We start from the raw sequence: 16,235 nt of genomic DNA, 5'->3' as shown, positions 1-16,235 counted from the left end.
ATGCAGTTGAAACAGGAAATCCTTGCCGCTCTGGCCGCATGTGGTGCGACAGAGGCCGAAATCGCCAGCATCACCTCCTATTATGCTGATCAACTTACGGCGGCGCAGGCCGCTGTCGATCAAATCAATGACAACATCGCCAGCTTTCAGACACAACTAATGGAAGCAACGGCGCACCGAGATGCGATCGGAGAAGCAATCGGGAAGTTTGTCGTCTCCGAACAGGGCGGCGGCCCCTAATGCCTGCCGACCCGATCCGCCGCAAACTGCTCAAGGTCCATGGCGATTTTCTCGATTAGCGCCTCGACCTCCGCCCGCGTCTCCAGGTTGAATGCGTGCCTCAACTCCTCGATCATTTCGTCATCGAGCAGGCGTTTCCAGTTGGGTTTTGGCAACGGGCTTTCTCCTCAACTGGGCCTTCTGTGATCCCCCCATCCGATCCTCGCAATCAACCTGACCGCCGCGGGGAGGTCAAGTCATTTGGGAATGCGAGTCGGAACCGCCGCATGCCTCAGAAAAACATCGCCTGAAATTAAAAGAACATTCCAATGCGCCTTTTACCCGATTGGCGCCGCGTGCTCGCGCGCGCCTGGTCGATGCGGCTCATCGAGCTTGCATTTGTATCCAACTTCATCATCAACGTCGTCCCGTCTATCGCTGACTTCCTGCCGTGGTGGCTAACGCTGCTTCTGCTCGGCTCCGCTTGGACGGCACGCCTCATTTGGCAGCCAGACAAGGTCACCACTGATGCCGATAAACAAGATCCTGCCGACCGGGCGGGCGAGGAAGGCTATTGCCGCCGCGCTTGTCGCCGCGTCCGCAGCTGGATGGGGCTATAGCCATCAGCCACCGCCTGCGCCTACTGCCATCCACCGAACCGTTGCCACGCCGGCGATGGAAATCCGCGCGGCGATCGACAAGGGCTACGTTCCACCCGCGGTCAAGCTTGCCGTCGAGCAACTGATCATGCCGTGGGAGGGCCTGCGAACCAAAGCCTATCTCGACACCCTGCCGAAGAAGCCCGTGTGGACGGTCTGCTACGGAGAGACGCTTGGCGTTAAGAAGGGCATGAAGTTCACGCCGGCCGAGTGCGAGGCCAAGCTCATAGAGCGCGTGATCTTCGACTATTACCTCCCGCTGGTCGACGGCGTGCCAGGCTACATCGGTGCGCCCGTGTCGCTTCAGGCGTCGATGATCTCAGGCGCCTACAACTACGGTGTCCAGCGCCAGATCGATTCGACCACGGCCGATCGCGTTGGCGACCGCCGCTATCACGATGCCTGTCTTGCCCAGACCGCATTCAACAAGGCGGGTGGCCGTGTGCTGCCCGGTTTGGTGAAGCGCCGGGAGAACGGCGACGCTCAGCGAATTGGGGAGGCCGAGCTCTGTGTCTCGGGGCTCAAATGATGGGCTGGAATGAACTCTGGACCGCAATCATCGAGGAATACGCCGCCGAGATTTGTGTCATCGGCGGCCTACTCGTTGCGGCATGGTGGCTTCTATGAGCAAAGTGACGTTCACCTTTGACGGTGAGGCGGCGACGATCTTCCTATCGTCGCTTGCCGAGGCCGCTAAGCGTTTTCCTGAATTTGGCGAGGCTCTTGTCGACTTCATTGAGGCCGGCGAGGAGCTTTTTCTTCTCAAATGCGATTGTCACTCCGCACCCGGCACAAACGAAATCGCTGTGGGCCTTTATCCAAGCGATAGTCTTGCTCGTCTTGTGACGGCATTTCGGGCAAGGAATCTCGATTTCGGCCTTGTCGAACATTTGCACCCGAAGTTGCGCCGGCGCAACTCAGCACAAGCATTGGGGATTCGCAACCGTGATCGCCATCTTGGATAAACTCACCGGCGGATACGCGCGCCTTATCGTCTACGGACTAGTCGCCGCGGTGATCGTCGGCGCTTTTGGCTACACCTACCATGCCGGCTACGCCTCTGCGGCCTGCGCGTGGTCCGCCAAGTACGAGCACCGGGAAGCGGAGATCGCCAAGGCGACTGCATCGGAAATCAGCCGCCAGGCGCAGGCCAACGCAATGGCCAAAGCCATCGAGGCCAAGCACCTCGAGCAACTCACGGCAGACAACGCCGCACTAGAACAGCGTATTAAGGGACTATCAGATGAAGCGGACGCTGACCCTGATCGCGATCGGCCTGCTTTGTCTGACAGCAGCCGGCTGCGCATCGACTCAGTCCATTAAGGTGACTGTGCCGCCTCCTGTCCTGGCGCAGCCCGACAGCAAGTTGGTAGCGGCATGCCTCCGTCCAGTGCGCCTGGCGCCGGATGGCGTGTTGACGCAGGTCACGGTGGAGCGGCTCTGGATTTCGGACCGCAAGGCGCTCATTGAGTGCGGTCGCAGCAAGAAGGCCTTGCGCGACTTCTACCAAGAGCGCGACGCCGCGATCGTCGGCGTGAAGGTGGGCCAATGACCGCTGAGCAAATCATGGCAGCGGTCGCCTTTGGCATTACCGTGATTGGTTTCATCTTTGGCGCATTCTGGAGAATGTGGGGATTGATCAAGGAAGCGGGCGAGAAGGGCGATAAGGCGCAGCGCGACCTGGCCGCGCACAAACTTCACGCTGCAGAAACATTCGCAACGAAGGCCGGCATGCAGGAGCAGACGGCGCAACTGCTTCGCGCCATTGAAAGCGTCGGCAGCCGCATCGACGGATTGCACGAACGGCTCGACCGCGCATTCGAGCGGCCGGTGAGGCGGGCAGGGTAGGGAGGATACGTCCTCAAAAATGCCCATTAGGGCCAAATTCACTGCTCTACGGGTAGTTTCACGAAAACGTTGAAACGGGTAGGGATGCGCGCTATATCGGGCGACGGGGACAGGATCGCGAAGATGCGTACTGGTAAGATCATCACGAAAAGGCCGGATCCAAAGCGCAAGGATTCCCGCGCCGTGTTGGCTGCTCGTCCGCGCTCTGGCCCGATAGACTACGCCGCTTTTACGGGCCGTGTGATCAAGCGCTTTCCTAAGGTAATCGCCGAACTTGCCAAATGAGCCGCGCTGGCTTGGTTACCAGGCTGTCCTAGACATAAATCGTGCGCACGTTGAGGAGACAGGGGAGAATCACGCTCTCCTGTTCCCCGAAAAGCTCGAGTCCGCAATTATTCGGCCTCAAAACCGGTTTTACTATGAGGGTGTATATGACATCGTGACGCTCTCGGTTTCCCTTATGTTTGGCATCGCTGAGGCTCACGCTTTCGAGCAGGGAAACAAGCGTACCGGCTTCACGTCCGGTCTGGCTTTTCTTTACGAAAACGGCTTCGACTATGCCGCCGTTGACGACGTTCAGATCGCCATCGACTTCAAGAAGGTCATAACCGGAGGGGTCACAGCCGGCGACTTTGAGGCAAAGTTTGCCGAGTTTGTGGTGCCACTAGAGGATTAGCCTCCGCCGTTCACCGAACGCACCGCACACAACACGACCCGCCATCCGAAAGGTTGGCGGGTTTTTTGTTGGGCTGAATTTCCACAGGCACAGCGGCAATCGTTAAAACTCTATCGGTCCGGTTAAGGTCTCAGTCAGGCGCTGTCGACCATGTTCCGAGCGTTGCCTAGACAGGTGAACGACTAACCCCGTTCACCACGGCCCGCTGCTTCGGCAGCGGGTCTTTTTTTGTTTCAAGCATCCATTTCAAGCGGCTCGTGCTCCGGCTGCTCATGCCAGATGACCTGCCGGAGATCCTGGCGATCGACCAGCTGGCCGCACCTCCTGCATTTGTAGAAATGGTCTCTGGGCGACGGAGGTTGTCCGCCGTGGCGTTTACCGGTTATGGGCGGCCCGAGGTCGGAAAGCTTCGTCATGACCTCTCTTCCATGCAATTTCCGCTAAAATGCTCCGGAACCGATATCCTCGTGGCAGCTTGAATCCCGGTTTTGGAGTGTGTGCATGCCTAACACCACTGAGCGGCTGAAGTTCATTCGTCAGCTCGAGCCGGTCCAGGTCGAGACGCCTCCCGTCAGCGACGAGTGGCTGCACGAGATCAAATATGACGGCTTCCGCACGCAGGTGATCCTCGATTGGGCTGGCGCCCGTGCATTCACCCGAACGGGCATAGATTGGTCAAAGCGCTACTGGCCGGTTGTCGCGGCGGCGGAGAAGCTTCCTGCTAAGTCATTTATCCTCGATGGCGAGATGATTGCGCCCGAACCTGATGGCCGGCCGAACTTCCACGCGCTGCACTCACGACTGACGTGGAACGCCGAACTGCTCGCGTTCGTGGCTTTCGATATCCTGCACCTGGACGGTGAGGACTTGCGCGCACGGCCAGCGATGGATCGAAAGGCAATACTCTGGGATCTGGTGAAGCCGGCGGACGGCCTCATTCAATACAGCGAGCATGTCGTTGGTGGTGGCGCCGAGTTCTACCAGGCGATCGACAAGATGGGGCTCGAGGGCATGGTGTCCAAGCGCGCCAGCAGCCCGTACCGCGGCGGCAAGTCCGACGCGTGGGTGAAGACAAAATGCTGGGAGGTTGGAGACTTCGAGATCCTCGGCATCAAACGCGAGCCGGGCAAGCCTACGGCGGCGCTAATGGCTCGCGAGGGCAAGTATGCCGGTGCGGCTGCGATATCGCTCACGCGGCAAGCGCAGGAGCGTCTGTGGCGCCGTGTAGAGCGGAGCAGGGCGGTCAAGCCGCAGCGCCCAGTGCCGGTGGCTTTCGACGGCGCCAAGGTGGAGTGGGTCAAGCCCGGTATCAAGGCGCGGGTCAAGTTTCTCCGCGGTGAGCACAAGTTGCGCCATGCGACCGTGCAGGCTTTCCGAGATGAAGGAACCTAAAGCCACCCCCGGATTCTCTCGCCATGAGCACGCGTGGGATCAATTTCCTAGACCGGTGGATGGCAGAGCATCTGCCAAACGCAATTACTGATGATCCTATGGCCATCGTCTACCTAGTCGACGAAGCGATGAACGCTGCGGAGGCCGAGGGCATCGATCCCGACGAAATCAGCCAGGAAGTCGGCAGCCTGTTCGAGGTGATTCTCCAGGCGATGCAGAACCGCGAGGGCGGCTTGGCGGCCTAGTGGAAATTCTCCGACCAGTGTTCGGCCGTCGAATCGAGATCGACAAAACGGCCGATTGAGCGAAGGTAGGCAATGATCGCGAACTTCAGATGTCGCCTCTCGCCGAATTCTTCGCATACCCGGTCGACCTCTCTCCGCCGCCTCGGACGAATGTCCACCATGACGTAACCAAAATCATCGATAGCGCAGATATCGCAACCGGCTTCGATCACAGCGTCGACAAAGTCAGGAACGTCGCTCGGATTCATAATCTTCTTTTTCCCGGCCATAGCTAAACCTGATCCTCAGTTGCGTGCACCCTGAGGTTGCCCGATCAAAGCCGGTGCCGCAACCTGCGCGATTACACAGGTTGCTTACGCGGATGACGGCCAATGCCTATGAATTTTTGTTGATGCGTCTGCCAATGAGCTGCTTAGATGCCGGGGATATAGTTCGGTTTGCGGCGATGGTGTCACCGACTTGAGAAGCGAACCGGATAGCTAGGCCCGCCGCTGCATCTTGGCGGGCCTAGTTCACCTCGTTGGCGGTCGGATCATCCGTTGCCTTCCACACAGTGCTCGGTTTCGGCGCCTGGTGCAGATCCGTTGGGGAGAGGTGGGTGAACTGGCGGGATGAGTGACGGATTAACGGGCACTCGCGCCGGCCTAGTCCTCGATTTCGTTGCCATCATCGTCCTCGTCAGAACCGCGGTTCGCATCATCGAGGTACGTTTGGCATCCCTCGTTGAAGGACCGACTGTTGGAACTGCAATCGCTTCCGTCTGAAATTTGGTTTTTCTCGGCCCAATCGTAGCCGGCCTTGTGACCAGAACAATCGACAGTGCAGTCATTCCCTCCGAAGGTTTGCTGAGCAAAGGAAGGTGTGATAAACACTGCTACTGTCGCAACCGCAACGGCCACAGGCAGCAACGCGCGAGTTTTCATTCGCAAGTACCTAGGTTGCTTGCGTGCCTCGCAACCGACCAGCGACTAAGGTTGGCTGCTAGCCTAGTGGCAATGGTATTCACCGGTCTGATGGTTCGTGTGGCACCCGTTCGAATCTGTGCCGCCGCTGTGCGCGTAAGCATTGATCGACAGAAAAATCGCCACCGACGTCAAAGCGGCCAGAATTGCTGCTTTCATATTGCCCTCCCAAGTAATCTCGCGCGACCAAATCATTGTTGCGGCCCGGATGCAAGACCCGCAGCGGCTTATAGTGAAGGAGTTGCAACCCTTTTGCACAAGCTCCGGGCAGATGGGTTACCGTTTTGACTTCGCTGGTGACTTCTTAGGAGCGTTACGCCCAAGCCCTGCAGCCTTTGCAAGCGTCGACCGCTGAGCGGCATAGTTCGGCGCGACCATTGGGTAATCCGGCTTCAAGCCCCACTTCTCGCGATACTCGTCGGGCGTCAGGCCATAGTGCAGGTCGAGATGCCGCTTCATGGATTTGAACTTTTTGCCGTCCTCGAGGCAGATGATGTAGTCGGGAAACACCGAACGCCTCGGATTGACGGCCGGCTCCTGCTTCGGTTGCGCGACTGCGGTTGCCTGGCCAACGCCGGACAGCGATGTATGGATGGATGAGATAAGTTCAGGCAATCCGGAGACGGGGAGGGGATTGTTGCCCACATAGGCCGAAACGATGTCGGCGGTCAGGCCGACTAGATCGACGTTTTGGGCATCTGTTTCTTCTGTCATTTATGAGCTCCTAGTAGCTTATACGCAGTTTGGCGGTTACAACTTCCCGAACTGTTGGATATGCACCACGCGTTTAGCGTTGATCCGTTAAATCCGTTTGAGAATCAATCGTTATCCGCAACAGAAGCAGAATGGAAGTTGCTGTGACTATGGAGGCATAGTTTGTCAGAGCGCCAGCGCAAGAGACGAAATGGTCGAGGCCCAAGCCAAGCGCGGCATCCCAATGAAGTCGTTCTAAGCGTCCCAGCGCCGCCAGATCCGCCAGTGTCAATCGCCCCAACGTTGCCTCTCACCGATACAGAGAAACGGCTTCGCGCTGCCGCGCTCTGCGCCTCGTTGGCAAAAGGAGAAATCATGCGATAAGACCGGATGGCGGTCATCGGCGCTATGTCCGGCACTGCGGCACAACGCGAAATTCAGTAGGAACTAAATAGTCAGACGGGAGTTATATGCTCCGAGCGGCCTGTCCCCCTGCCGCTCCCTTAAGCAAAAAGCCCGTCGTTCTCCCCCGAGGCGGCGGGCTTTTCCTTATCGAATGAAGCCAGTGGGCTACCTGAACCTTCGCCCTCGTTCTCTGCCCGTTCTGACGAGTTCATGGAGCGGAAACTTATATAGCCGGGGCTATGAAGTCTTGCATAGCTGATGGAGAAGGCGGGTGTTTACGGTTGGCCGGTGGCAGCTACCTCCTGTCGCTGATTGCTGTCGCGAGGTGGCCCACAAGAGCTCTGAAGCGGGCCGCCAACTCATCCAGATATGCGAGCGTCAGGACAGTCAAGATATTGCCATCCGTGTCACGACCGTTTCTGTGCACGCAGTAATGTCGATAGTGCACCGATTGTAGTATCAGATCCCGCTCGGCTTTGTCGCCAGGCAACAGGTGGTGCCCAATAGCCGCGCGAAGCATACCGTGAAGAAACTCAAACCTGTGGAATTGAGTTTTCACGCGAAGTTGGCTGACGAGCATGTCACGAACCAAATTCGGTTCCGACGCCACCTTTTGAAGAGAGACGCGCTCGTCTTTCAGATCCGGATGCCATCTCACAATGGCTTGGGTCACATTAGGATCGTCGAAAGCGAGCTTGATGATGGCATCTGACAAATATGCTTCCACAATGGAAAAGAGCTGAATAAGCAGCATCCTGTTAACAGCCGCTGCTCCTGATCTCCTGTCGCCCATTGAGTACAAGAGCCCCGTCCAGTCGTGCATCGCCTGATAGAAGATGGCGCTCGGATGTGGCTCGGGCTGCAATTCTTCGAGCCAACCATCGTAGCCAGAGTCTAGACGTTCAATTTCGAACGCTGCATCGGGATCCTCCGCTAGGAACGCTGTCCATCCCCCTCCGTAAGCTGCAATCACTAAATCCATTTCGCAGCCGCAGAACTCGCACTCCTCGATTATGTCCTGCGTTGTTGTCTCACCGGACACCTCGTCTTGCTCCGGGACGTCGTAGAGCCAGACATCGGTGCGCGAGCGGCAACTCGGGCAATGGACTACCGCATGGAATTCGCCCTTAAGCATGATATCCCCTCCCACGAAGTAACCCACCGGGATGCCAAGCCACTCGCTGGGCGTGCCGCAGCCTCCTACGCGACATGGTGCGCTTGCGCCAGCGTCGTCTCGAGATCTCTTCCTGCTGGTAAGGCGGCTCGCCTCACTTCGATCCCGCCCCAAACCACCGAATGAACGCGGCATCTTTGCCGGTGACGTCCTTTACGGTCTTAAGCAGCACTTCGTGTAAGTCCTGCATCGATCTGTAGTGATCGCACTGAGGCGAAATCCGCGGGCCGACGATGCTATTATGGAGCGCCTCTGCGGCGGCTAAGAATGCAGCCAGATCGGGCTGGGCTAAAGCCTTCGGTTTACTGCGTCGTACCATGCGATCGCCTCCAACGTGGTGATCGCCCCATCTGCGGATTATATTCCTATTTGGGCTGCGGTTCTGCAAGTGCCTTGTGGTCGCACTCGTCACATTTCTTGGTCTCGCCAGGACAGCCGATCCGGACCGCGCCATCTGGGCAGCACTCGCCGCCAGAGCGCCTCCATTCAGAGCAAACGAAGACAACGCCGGCGCCCTGGCAATCGGGGCAGTCGGGCCGGCCGGTCACTCGCCAAACTCCTCTTTAAGGAGCCGTTTTGCCCATGGCTTGTTGGACCGCTGGAGGAACAGCTTGCGAATCTTAGGGGAAGCCGAACCGGATGGCTGACGATCGATGTGTCCGCGCACTGTCAAAGCAAGCGGCTTGTTCGGCGCGGGCTGCAGTGCCTCGATGATGCCCAATATGTGGCTCTTGGTGAACGTCACTTCCCGTCCGCGAACCATGCACAGGCCATGTCGTTTTGCGACCTTGATTAGCCCGCGCCTTGTCCAGCGCAGGTATTCGGCAGCTTCGTCCACTGTGAAAATTTTGTCTTCTAACCCACCCATAACGGAAGGGAATGGCACGTTATACGATAAGCGGTCAAGATACGATGCGCGGTCAAGCCATTGAATCTCTTACCAATTTACCAATTTTGTGAGGCGAATTAGCTACCGAAAAAGGTTGCTGGATCCGGGCAGAACCACTAGGCTGTTCAGCAGTCGGCCGGGATCGGGCTGACTGGTTTTCGAGAGGACCGACTGCTGACGCTTCAGCAGTCAGGCGCGCCCCGAACTTGATAATAAGGGCGCGCCTTCATTTTAATCAGCCTTGGGCAAGAGACCCTTAGCCTCAAGGTCAGCAACGATGAGAAGCTCGACGTACGCAGAGATAGTGCGGCGGTCCGCCCTGGCTGCCTTGTCGAGCGCCGCCTTGACCTCTTCAGATAACCGGATCCCGATGCTCGTTGCGCGGACCATTCTTGCTCTCCTGTTGAACGATGTTAAACATTGTTGTTGACGGTTGTTGAACATCGTTATATGACGTTCAACATCGAAGCGCAACGAGGAGTCGCCAACATGTTTAACGCAGCCCAACGCACATCACTCACCCCTGGCCAGACCGTCCAGTACGGCGACGGATGGAAAGCATTTGTCCTGGCTCCGGCGTATGCGGCAGGATTTTGGCAGGTCGAGAATGTCTATGACGACAACGGCTCATTCGCGATAGTTGCCGAGGAGGATTTGGAGCCGGCGGAACTGGATGCTGACGAGTTGTACATTTGCGGGCTCGCTGGCGATCGGCCAGACTGGCTTGACATTAATTTGGTAGAGCGGTCCTAATAAAGTCCTGCGCTGGTCCTTGGATCGGTGCCTGGCTTGGCCATGTCTCGCACGCGCAGCCTTCGGGCCAGCCCATTTGAGCGAGACTTCAGCTTAAAACGTATGCCCGCGAAGGCGGGGACGACTGATTGTGTCTGCTGCAATGGTGTGGCTGGCATCAACTCGCGCTTTGCGCATTGAGGAGTGAGAATATGACTAGTTTTAACGCAGTTGATCTGTCGGTTTGGGCTGAATCGTTCGAAGGGTCTGCTGACTGGCGCCGGCAGAAGGCATCTGAGTATCCCGACGACGCAGCAAGAAACCTGGAGGCGGCCGCTCAATTGGACAGCCTGGCGGCTCAGTTCAACGCTGGCGACGTCGACCCCGAATTGGTGGCTGAATATGAATCGCTCGGGAATAGCGATGTCGCCCACCGCGTGGTGGAAGTTGAGTCCGAACTTCTGAAGCAGGTCGGCTTTCACCGGCATTTTGCCAATGCCGATGATTTCATTCGGGCAATCATCGAAGAAGCAAGAAACTGACCACCGTAACCGACCGGTTGCCGCGCGAGGCCCGCTTTCCGAAAGGGAGGCGGGCTTTTTCGTGCGCGAAGACTTTTTTCGGCAGGCGCGTCCTACGGTGCGATTCGGCGGGCCCGACCCAACAGCTTCCGCTGCTCGCAGGAAAAGGATGGAGCCATGATATACGACGTCAAAATTTCTGCTCGTACGAAAGAAGATCTGCGAGTGGCGGTTGAGCGCTACTACATTATCGAGGTGAACGGCTCGAAAGAGGTGAACGCGAAAGCCATATCCCGCGCTCTGCAGGACGGTGATATCGACCTGGTCAAGGTAATCCGCAAAACGCGCATGGCTTTTTGACCTGGGGCAAGCCCGACGAACAGCGAAGATCCTCACCCATTCAGCAGCGGCGACTTTATATGTGGTGGCTGCATGGTGGTTACAAAATGCGTGGCTACATTTTCTGCAGTCGCTAAGTATTTGATTTTAATGGTCGGAGTGGCGTGATTCGAACACGCGACCCCCTGATCCCAAATCAGGTGCGCTACCAGGCTGCGCTACACTCCGAACGGCATCCCCATAGGGTTCCGAACCATTTTGAGCAAGCCCCAAAATGGAAGAGCGGAACGAACGGCGTACATTGGCAGAGTTCGGCACGCAAAGTCCCACGGAAAGTCCCACGGTGTTGCCCAGTCGTTCCCCCCTCCTGCTTTCGAGCCGAAGGTCAAAAATGTAATAAGTCTCGATGCCGGCTGCGGGCGATGGGCAGGCGCAGATACGCGGCGGCGTACGGATGCGCGCCCAGCAACATCTCTATCGACCGCGCCCGCCGTCGAGCTTCGATGCGCAAGGGACGGTAGAGGCCGGAGGATGCTGACTGAAAGCCACAGACAAACAGCAGGTTAGGACGCAAGGAACGCTAGAGTCGATTTTTCCGTTTTCGCGTGCGCGCGAAGATACGCAAGAATAGCAAACGCAGCTTGATTGTGTGGCGCGAAATTTGTCGTCTCTTCCTGCTGCTCGTTCCGAGGGCCAGCGACGTCGTTCATCGGAACGGCGGACCTGGATAGACTCGCGCCGTTCGCCCCCAACACCGATCAGATCCAACCCTTTAGTTCAAATCCGATAGCAGCATGTGCACGCACCAGAAGCGAATCTCCGGGTTGCGTCGCTATGGCTAGGCGTCCATCCGCTCCAGTCTGGAGACGCCTGCGTTTGCCGGCTCCAGTTTTATGTAGCACGGACTTACGTCCGACTTCAGCTTTCGCAGCTGTAGACGGATTTTGGCGCGAAGCATTGGGTCGGCTTTGTCCTCGACGGCGCTCAGCACCCTGGTGGCCTCATCCACCTGGCTAAGCTGCGCGAGGCTGCGGCCAAGACCATATCGCGCCCCCGACAGGTCTGGATTGAGCTCAAGCAATTTGCGGAAGGCGTCGGCGGCGTCCGCGTGCCGGCTGAGCAGCTGAAGTTCGACGGCAAGCCTTGACCAAGCCTTGACCGATTTCGGTGCGATCTCCACGAGCGATCCGAAAGTATCGGCCGCCGACCAGTGGTCGCCTTTGGCGGCCAGCAGCTGGCCCAATCCGTAAAGCGTGCGCGGATGGCGAGGGTTGACCTCCAAGATCTGGCGGTAGCCATTTTCGGCGATGGCATGGTTGCCTGCTTCGTGGAATTTGGTCGCCTGCTCCAGCACGCTCCCCACGGACCTCTCGTCGATCCGGTCGCCGAGATTGCGACCGGTCCTGGTCTTGACCAGGACGCAATGGATGGTGGTCTCCTCCACGCCGTAGGAGTACTTGTAAGGCTCGTTGCCGCGCAGGAAGTCGTAGCTGCGGAAGCCCTGTTCGATCGCATGACGAATGCAATAGCCATGCAGCACGAGTCCAGACGGGATGTCGTTCGCGGTCTCGTCGCGTCCCGCGAGATGGAACAGCATCGTTTTTTTGACCCGGTCGACCAGGAATGCCAGGCCCCCGAGCGGCTTGTCGCCCTGCCACAGGATCGGCAGGAACAGCGTTCCGCTTTCGAAGGCGTCCTTGAACAGGATCCGGTTGGACCTGACTAGGCCAGGCAGGAGGTTGCCCTTCCGCGGCGCCCATTTGATCCGCCACATTTCGAGGATGATGCCGATGTCGCGATCTATCGTGGAGGCGTCTGCATGGGTGATGCGGAACTCGCCGGATCCATCGAGCTTGCGCAGGAAGCGTCTGATCTTCTGGCGCGTGTTCGAGCTGGTCTTTTGTTCGAGATAGCTGTCCCAATCGCCTGGCAGTGCGGCGGCCGGGCAGATGCAATTGTCGACATTGTCGGTTTTGTTGACGCGCGGCATCTTGTGGGCCGTCAGCCGCTTGTCGGCAAGGTTGTCGATGAGCAGGCGCCGTCGCTTCTCCGACATGCGCAGATTTTCGAGATGCAGCTTGGCCCAGTTCATCTTCAGAAGATGCCTGGCAAGAGCCGGGATCGCGCGCTCGGCAAAGCCCGGTGCGCACAGGATACCGGCATAGTCGGCCGCGTAGTTGCCGGCCATGTTGATCTCGTTGTGGCAGATACCGGTCTTCTTGTTCAGCCTGGTGCGCAGTCGCAGAGGCAATAGGGCGACATAGGAAGATCCTGGCGGCCCCGAGCGCGCCGCCAGGACCGACCAGGCGTCTTCATAGCGTCGCATATAGGACGACAGGAACGTCCAGGAGAGGAAGAACTGCGCTTCGGGATCCTTTTGGTAGAGATCATCCCAGTTCTCCTTGAGCCGGTTCAGCTCCTCCCGTTTCGTGATGACGTCGATCTGCATGGTTCCCCCGAAATCATTGCCTGTTCGTAGGTCTCACTGTTCCATGAAGGCTCTCGCCATGCTGTCGGCGATCGGCTTCGTCAGGTAGCTGAAGAATGTGCGCGACTCCGTCGCGACGAGGATCTCGGCGGGCATCCCCGGGGTCGGCGTAAAACCATGCACCTTTGCCAGTTCGCTTGCCGGCACGCGCACGCGCGCCAGATAGACTTCCTTGGGCGTGGGGCCGCTCATCTCCGGCAACGCATCTGCCGAGACATAGTAGACTTCGCCCTCCAGAACCGGCGTCGTGCGGCGATTGAGCGCGATCAGCCGGATCGAGGCTTGCTGCCCGACCTTGATGTTGTCGATGTCGGTGCGGGGCACCTGGGCCTCGATGACGAGAGGCACATCCGAGGGCAGGATCTCGAGGATCGCCTTGCCGCTCTCGATGACGCCGCCGGCGGTGTGATAGTACATGCGTATGATCGTGCCGGGCTCGGGAGCCTTGATGGTTACGCGGCGAAGCACGTTCTCCGCCTCGCGCGACTTTTCTCGCACGGCGTCCAGTTCGGCCTCCAGGCTTTGCAGTTCCTGGAGCGCCGCCTGGCGATAGGTATCCTTGGTCTGCGTGATCTGCTGCTCGAACCTGACGATCTGTTCGCGGTTCTCGGCGACTTCCGCCACCATCTTGCCGATCTGGCCATCGGCGTCGGCCATCGCGCGCTGGATCGCCTTTACCTCGGTGCCGCGGATCAGGCCCTGCTCGAGGAGCCTTTGCTTGCCCTGATATTCCTCCTTCAGGAATTGCAGTTGCCGGCGCACCGACGAGATCTGCTCCTCGATGCCTTCGTTGCGGAATTCCATGGCCTTCTTGTTCTGGTCGAACAGCGCTATGTCGCTGTCGCGCTTTCGTTCCGCGGCCTCGAAGTTGGCCTGCTGGCTTTCCATGATCGGGGAGACCTCCGGATCGAACCGGTTGTCGAGGATGATCGCGGGAAATCGGATCTTGCCGCTGCCCTGCACCTCGGCATTGAGGCGGGCCGCGATCGCTTCGAGCCGCGCCTTGCGCAGGAACAATTGCCGTTCGTTGGTCTGCGCGGCGGTCTCGTCGAGCTTTATCAACGGCTGGTCGAGGCTGACATGGTCGCCTTCATTGACCAGGATTTCCTTGATGATGCCGCCTTCGAGATGCTGGACGATCTTGTTTTGCCCGGTTGCGACAAAGCTGCCCTGGGCGATGATGGCGGACGCGAGCGGCGCCGTGAAAGCCCAGGTGCCGAAGCCGCCGAAGGCCACCGTGATCAACAGCGCGCCAAATGCGGTCTGCTTCCAGATCGAGCGCGGCACCTCGGAATACCACTCTATGTCGTGAACTTTTGCGATGTCGGTCGTCATCTTTGCGGCCCCGCTACTGGATCTGATGGCCGAACGAGCCGCCTTCGATGCTCAAGCCCCGGTTTGCAAGGGCCTGCAGCACTTCCTGTCGCATGCCGAACAGGGCGACGGTGCCGTTAACAAGCAGCAGTATCTTGTCGACGCTCTTCAGCAGCGATGGCCGCTGGGTGATGGTGATCACCGTGATCTTGTTTTCCTTGGCGTGCTGGAGGGCTCGTTCCAGTGCCGCGTCTCCGGCCGAATCCAGATTCGAATTCGGCTCATCGAGCACCACCAGGCGGGGATTGCCGAAGAAGGCGCGCGCAAGCGCGACGCGCTGCTTCTGCCCGCCTGAAAGCGGCGCTCCGTCGGCGGCGACGAAGGTCTCGTAGCCGTGGGGCAAGGTGGAGATCATCTCATGAACGTCGGCCAGCGCCGCCGCTTGGTAGATCTCGGCGTCGGTCGCATCGTCACGCATACGGGCGATGTTGGCCTTGATCGACGCCGGGAACAGCTGAACATCCTGGGGCAGATAGCCGATATTCTCGCCGAACTGGCGTGGATCCCAGTTGCGAAGATCCATCAGATCCAGCCGTACGTTGCCTGACGTCGGCAGGATCGACCCGACCAGCATCTTGCCCAAGGTCGTCTTGCCGGCGCCCGAATTGCCGATGATGGCCAGCGAATCGCCCGGCGAGAGCGCGAACGAAATGCCGTTCAGCACAACCCGCTTCGTTCCCTGGGGCACGAACAGGAGCCGTTCGACGTCGAGACGGCCCTCGGGACGCGGCAGGTTCAACCGCTCGAAATTGAGCGGCGACGATTGCAGCAGCGATGCGATCCGGCCATAGGCGGCGCGGGCATGCACGACGTGGTTCCAGCCCTCGATGGCGCCTTCGATCGGGCCGAGCGCCCGGCCGGCGATGATCGATGCGGCGATGACCATGCCGCCGGTGAGATGCCCTTCGATCGCCAAATGAGCGCCCCAGCCAAGCATCGTCACCTGGGTCAGCAGCCGAACGGCCTTCGACATGGAGGCAAAGACGATGTTGCGGTCTTGTGCGATCACCTGCGCCCTGAGCGAGTTTGCGGTGTCCTTGCCCCAGATCTTCACGGCCTCGGGGATCATGGCGAGCGCGTTGATGATCTGCGAGTTGCGCGACATCGAATCGAGATGGATGTTGGCCTTGCTCTGGTGCGCGTTCGCCTCGCCGAAGGTCGCGGCCGTCGCGCGCTGGTTGAGAAGCGTGATGATCAACAGCAGCACCGCCGAGGTCATGACGATGAAGCCCTGATGCGGGTGGATCAGAAACACCACCAGCACCATCAATGGAGCCATCGGCGCATCGAGGAACGACAGCAACGTGCCGGAGGTCAGGAAGGTCCTCAGTTGCTGCAGGTCGCCCAGGACCTGGTACTCCTTGCCGTTGCTGTGAAGCGAGGCTCTGGCCGCCGCGCTGAGGATCGGCGCACCCAATTGGGCCGCCATCTCGACGGCCGTGCGCATCAGGATGAAGCGGCGAAGCGCATCGAACATAGCCTGCAGCATCACCGCGCCGACGATGACCACCGTCAGCATCACCAGCGTGTCGGGGGAACGGCTGGTGAGAACGCGATCCGAGATCTGGAACAGATAGATCGGGATCGCCAGGACCAGTATGTTGCAGGCGACCGTGAAC

The 16,235-nt window shown here is 58.9% G+C and carries 26 protein-coding genes and 1 tRNA gene; 14 read left to right on the top strand and 13 right to left on the bottom strand.

What is annotated here, in order from left to right; all coding sequences use genetic code 11:
• Positions 1–240, top strand: coding sequence for a hypothetical protein (locus tag EOA32_RS03170; protein WP_128370841.1), 240 nt, complete (start codon positions 1–3; stop codon positions 238–240).
• Here EOA32_RS03170 and EOA32_RS38365 read toward each other — a convergent pair.
• Positions 237–395 carry a hypothetical protein gene (locus EOA32_RS38365; protein WP_189406870.1) on the bottom strand — a complete coding sequence of 53 codons (159 nt, stop codon included), beginning with the start codon at positions 393–395 and terminating at the stop codon, positions 237–239. The genes EOA32_RS03170 and EOA32_RS38365 overlap by 4 nt on opposite strands.
• A gap of 153 nt (positions 396–548) precedes the next feature.
• On the opposite strand from EOA32_RS38365, the gene EOA32_RS03165 reads away from it, so the two are divergent.
• The 8 genes from EOA32_RS03165 to EOA32_RS03135 all read left to right on the top strand — a co-directional run bounded on the left by EOA32_RS03165 (position 549) and on the right by EOA32_RS03135 (position 3,402).
• On the top strand, positions 549–839 hold the full coding sequence (locus EOA32_RS03165) for a hypothetical protein (RefSeq protein ID WP_189406880.1): 291 nt from the start codon (positions 549–551) through the stop codon (positions 837–839).
• Positions 840–894: 55 nt separating this feature from the next.
• A complete protein-coding gene (locus tag EOA32_RS03160; protein WP_245499138.1) occupies positions 895–1,407 on the top strand; it encodes a lysozyme in 513 nt (170 codons plus the stop codon).
• 94 nt (positions 1,408–1,501) lie between these two features.
• The gene (locus tag EOA32_RS03155) at positions 1,502–1,843 is read left to right on the top strand and encodes a hypothetical protein (RefSeq protein ID WP_128370839.1); all 342 of its coding nucleotides are present in this window, start codon (positions 1,502–1,504) and stop codon (positions 1,841–1,843) included.
• Positions 1,824–2,201, top strand: coding sequence for a hypothetical protein (locus EOA32_RS03150; protein WP_128370838.1), 378 nt, complete (start codon positions 1,824–1,826; stop codon positions 2,199–2,201). Before EOA32_RS03155 ends, EOA32_RS03150 begins: the two co-directional genes overlap by 20 nt.
• Before the next feature lie 91 nt (positions 2,202–2,292).
• Positions 2,293–2,430, top strand: coding sequence for a hypothetical protein (locus EOA32_RS39600; RefSeq protein WP_245499137.1), 138 nt, complete (start codon positions 2,293–2,295; stop codon positions 2,428–2,430).
• Between the two features lie 14 nt (positions 2,431–2,444).
• A complete protein-coding gene (locus EOA32_RS03140; protein WP_245426309.1) occupies positions 2,445–2,726 on the top strand; it encodes a hypothetical protein in 282 nt (93 codons plus the stop codon).
• 123 nt (positions 2,727–2,849) lie between these two features.
• A complete protein-coding gene (locus tag EOA32_RS38360) occupies positions 2,850–3,011 on the top strand; it encodes a hypothetical protein (protein ID WP_189406868.1) in 162 nt (53 codons plus the stop codon).
• The gene (locus EOA32_RS03135; RefSeq protein WP_128370836.1) at positions 3,001–3,402 is read left to right on the top strand and encodes a type II toxin-antitoxin system death-on-curing family toxin; all 402 of its coding nucleotides are present in this window, start codon (positions 3,001–3,003) and stop codon (positions 3,400–3,402) included. Before EOA32_RS38360 ends, EOA32_RS03135 begins: the two co-directional genes overlap by 11 nt.
• A 233-nt stretch (positions 3,403–3,635) precedes the next feature.
• On the opposite strand, the gene EOA32_RS03130 is transcribed toward EOA32_RS03135, so the two are convergent.
• A complete protein-coding gene (locus EOA32_RS03130) occupies positions 3,636–3,818 on the bottom strand; it encodes a hypothetical protein (protein ID WP_095784209.1) in 183 nt (60 codons plus the stop codon).
• A gap of 85 nt (positions 3,819–3,903) precedes the next feature.
• Here EOA32_RS03130 and EOA32_RS03125 point away from each other — a divergent pair, with 85 nt between their 5' ends.
• Positions 3,904–4,794: an RNA ligase family protein gene (locus EOA32_RS03125; protein ID WP_245426311.1), complete on the top strand. Its 891-nt coding sequence runs from the start codon at positions 3,904–3,906 to the stop codon at positions 4,792–4,794.
• 98 nt (positions 4,795–4,892) lie between these two features.
• Positions 4,893–5,039 (top strand): hypothetical protein, encoded by a 147-nt coding sequence (locus EOA32_RS03120; RefSeq protein ID WP_245499136.1) that lies wholly within the window; start codon positions 4,893–4,895, stop codon positions 5,037–5,039.
• Here EOA32_RS03120 and EOA32_RS03115 read toward each other — a convergent pair.
• The 7 genes from EOA32_RS03115 to EOA32_RS38355 all read right to left on the bottom strand — a co-directional run bounded on the left by EOA32_RS03115 (position 5,036) and on the right by EOA32_RS38355 (position 9,552).
• The gene (locus tag EOA32_RS03115; RefSeq protein ID WP_245499135.1) at positions 5,036–5,308 is read right to left on the bottom strand and encodes a hypothetical protein; all 273 of its coding nucleotides are present in this window, start codon (positions 5,306–5,308) and stop codon (positions 5,036–5,038) included. The genes EOA32_RS03120 and EOA32_RS03115 overlap by 4 nt on opposite strands.
• A gap of 375 nt (positions 5,309–5,683) precedes the next feature.
• Complete coding sequence (locus EOA32_RS03110) at positions 5,684–5,962, bottom strand: hypothetical protein (RefSeq protein ID WP_128370834.1); 279 nt, start codon at positions 5,960–5,962, stop codon at positions 5,684–5,686.
• 63 nt (positions 5,963–6,025) lie between these two features.
• Positions 6,026–6,160, bottom strand: coding sequence for a YHYH domain-containing protein (locus EOA32_RS40740; protein WP_095784213.1), 135 nt, complete (start codon positions 6,158–6,160; stop codon positions 6,026–6,028).
• Between the two features lie 117 nt (positions 6,161–6,277).
• Positions 6,278–6,715: a MucR family transcriptional regulator gene (locus tag EOA32_RS03100; protein ID WP_128370833.1), complete on the bottom strand. Its 438-nt coding sequence runs from the start codon at positions 6,713–6,715 to the stop codon at positions 6,278–6,280.
• Between the two features lie 679 nt (positions 6,716–7,394).
• The gene (locus tag EOA32_RS03095; protein WP_128370832.1) at positions 7,395–8,234 is read right to left on the bottom strand and encodes a hypothetical protein; all 840 of its coding nucleotides are present in this window, start codon (positions 8,232–8,234) and stop codon (positions 7,395–7,397) included.
• A 583-nt stretch (positions 8,235–8,817) separates the two neighbouring features.
• Positions 8,818–9,111 (bottom strand): hypothetical protein, encoded by a 294-nt coding sequence (locus tag EOA32_RS03085; RefSeq protein WP_128370830.1) that lies wholly within the window; start codon positions 9,109–9,111, stop codon positions 8,818–8,820.
• Positions 9,112–9,393: 282 nt separating this feature from the next.
• Positions 9,394–9,552 (bottom strand): DUF1778 domain-containing protein, encoded by a 159-nt coding sequence (locus EOA32_RS38355; RefSeq protein ID WP_176478053.1) that lies wholly within the window; start codon positions 9,550–9,552, stop codon positions 9,394–9,396.
• 60 nt (positions 9,553–9,612) lie between these two features.
• On the opposite strand from EOA32_RS38355, the gene EOA32_RS03080 reads away from it, so the two are divergent.
• The 3 genes from EOA32_RS03080 (at position 9,613) to EOA32_RS03070 (ending at position 10,775) form a co-directional block, all read left to right on the top strand.
• Positions 9,613–9,915 carry a hypothetical protein gene (locus EOA32_RS03080; protein WP_128370829.1) on the top strand — a complete coding sequence of 101 codons (303 nt, stop codon included), beginning with the start codon at positions 9,613–9,615 and terminating at the stop codon, positions 9,913–9,915.
• 191 nt (positions 9,916–10,106) lie between these two features.
• On the top strand, positions 10,107–10,436 hold the full coding sequence (locus EOA32_RS03075) for a hypothetical protein (RefSeq protein WP_128370828.1): 330 nt from the start codon (positions 10,107–10,109) through the stop codon (positions 10,434–10,436).
• A 156-nt stretch (positions 10,437–10,592) separates the two neighbouring features.
• Entirely contained in the window at positions 10,593–10,775 is a 183-nt protein-coding gene (locus EOA32_RS03070; RefSeq protein ID WP_095784220.1) for a hypothetical protein, read from the top strand.
• 130 nt (positions 10,776–10,905) lie between these two features.
• Here the strand turns inward: EOA32_RS03070 and EOA32_RS03065 are convergent.
• The 4 genes from EOA32_RS03065 to EOA32_RS03050 form a co-directional block, all read right to left on the bottom strand.
• A tRNA-Pro gene (locus tag EOA32_RS03065) sits at positions 10,906–10,982 on the bottom strand.
• 610 nt (positions 10,983–11,592) lie between these two features.
• Positions 11,593–13,203: a GNAT family N-acetyltransferase gene (locus tag EOA32_RS03060; RefSeq protein WP_128370827.1), complete on the bottom strand. Its 1,611-nt coding sequence runs from the start codon at positions 13,201–13,203 to the stop codon at positions 11,593–11,595.
• 33 nt (positions 13,204–13,236) lie between these two features.
• Positions 13,237–14,577 carry an HlyD family type I secretion periplasmic adaptor subunit gene (locus EOA32_RS03055; protein WP_095828785.1) on the bottom strand — a complete coding sequence of 447 codons (1,341 nt, stop codon included), beginning with the start codon at positions 14,575–14,577 and terminating at the stop codon, positions 13,237–13,239.
• A 13-nt stretch (positions 14,578–14,590) separates the two neighbouring features.
• A partial coding sequence (locus tag EOA32_RS03050; RefSeq protein ID WP_145971269.1) for a type I secretion system permease/ATPase occupies positions 14,591–16,235 on the bottom strand: 1,645 nt, incomplete at its 5' end.

Origin of the sequence: Mesorhizobium sp. M1A.F.Ca.ET.072.01.1.1, from assembly GCF_004023325.1 — a bacterium.
Classification (GTDB): Bacteria; Pseudomonadota; Alphaproteobacteria; order Rhizobiales; family Rhizobiaceae; genus Mesorhizobium.
This window is presented reverse-complemented; position numbering and strand designations above follow the sequence as displayed.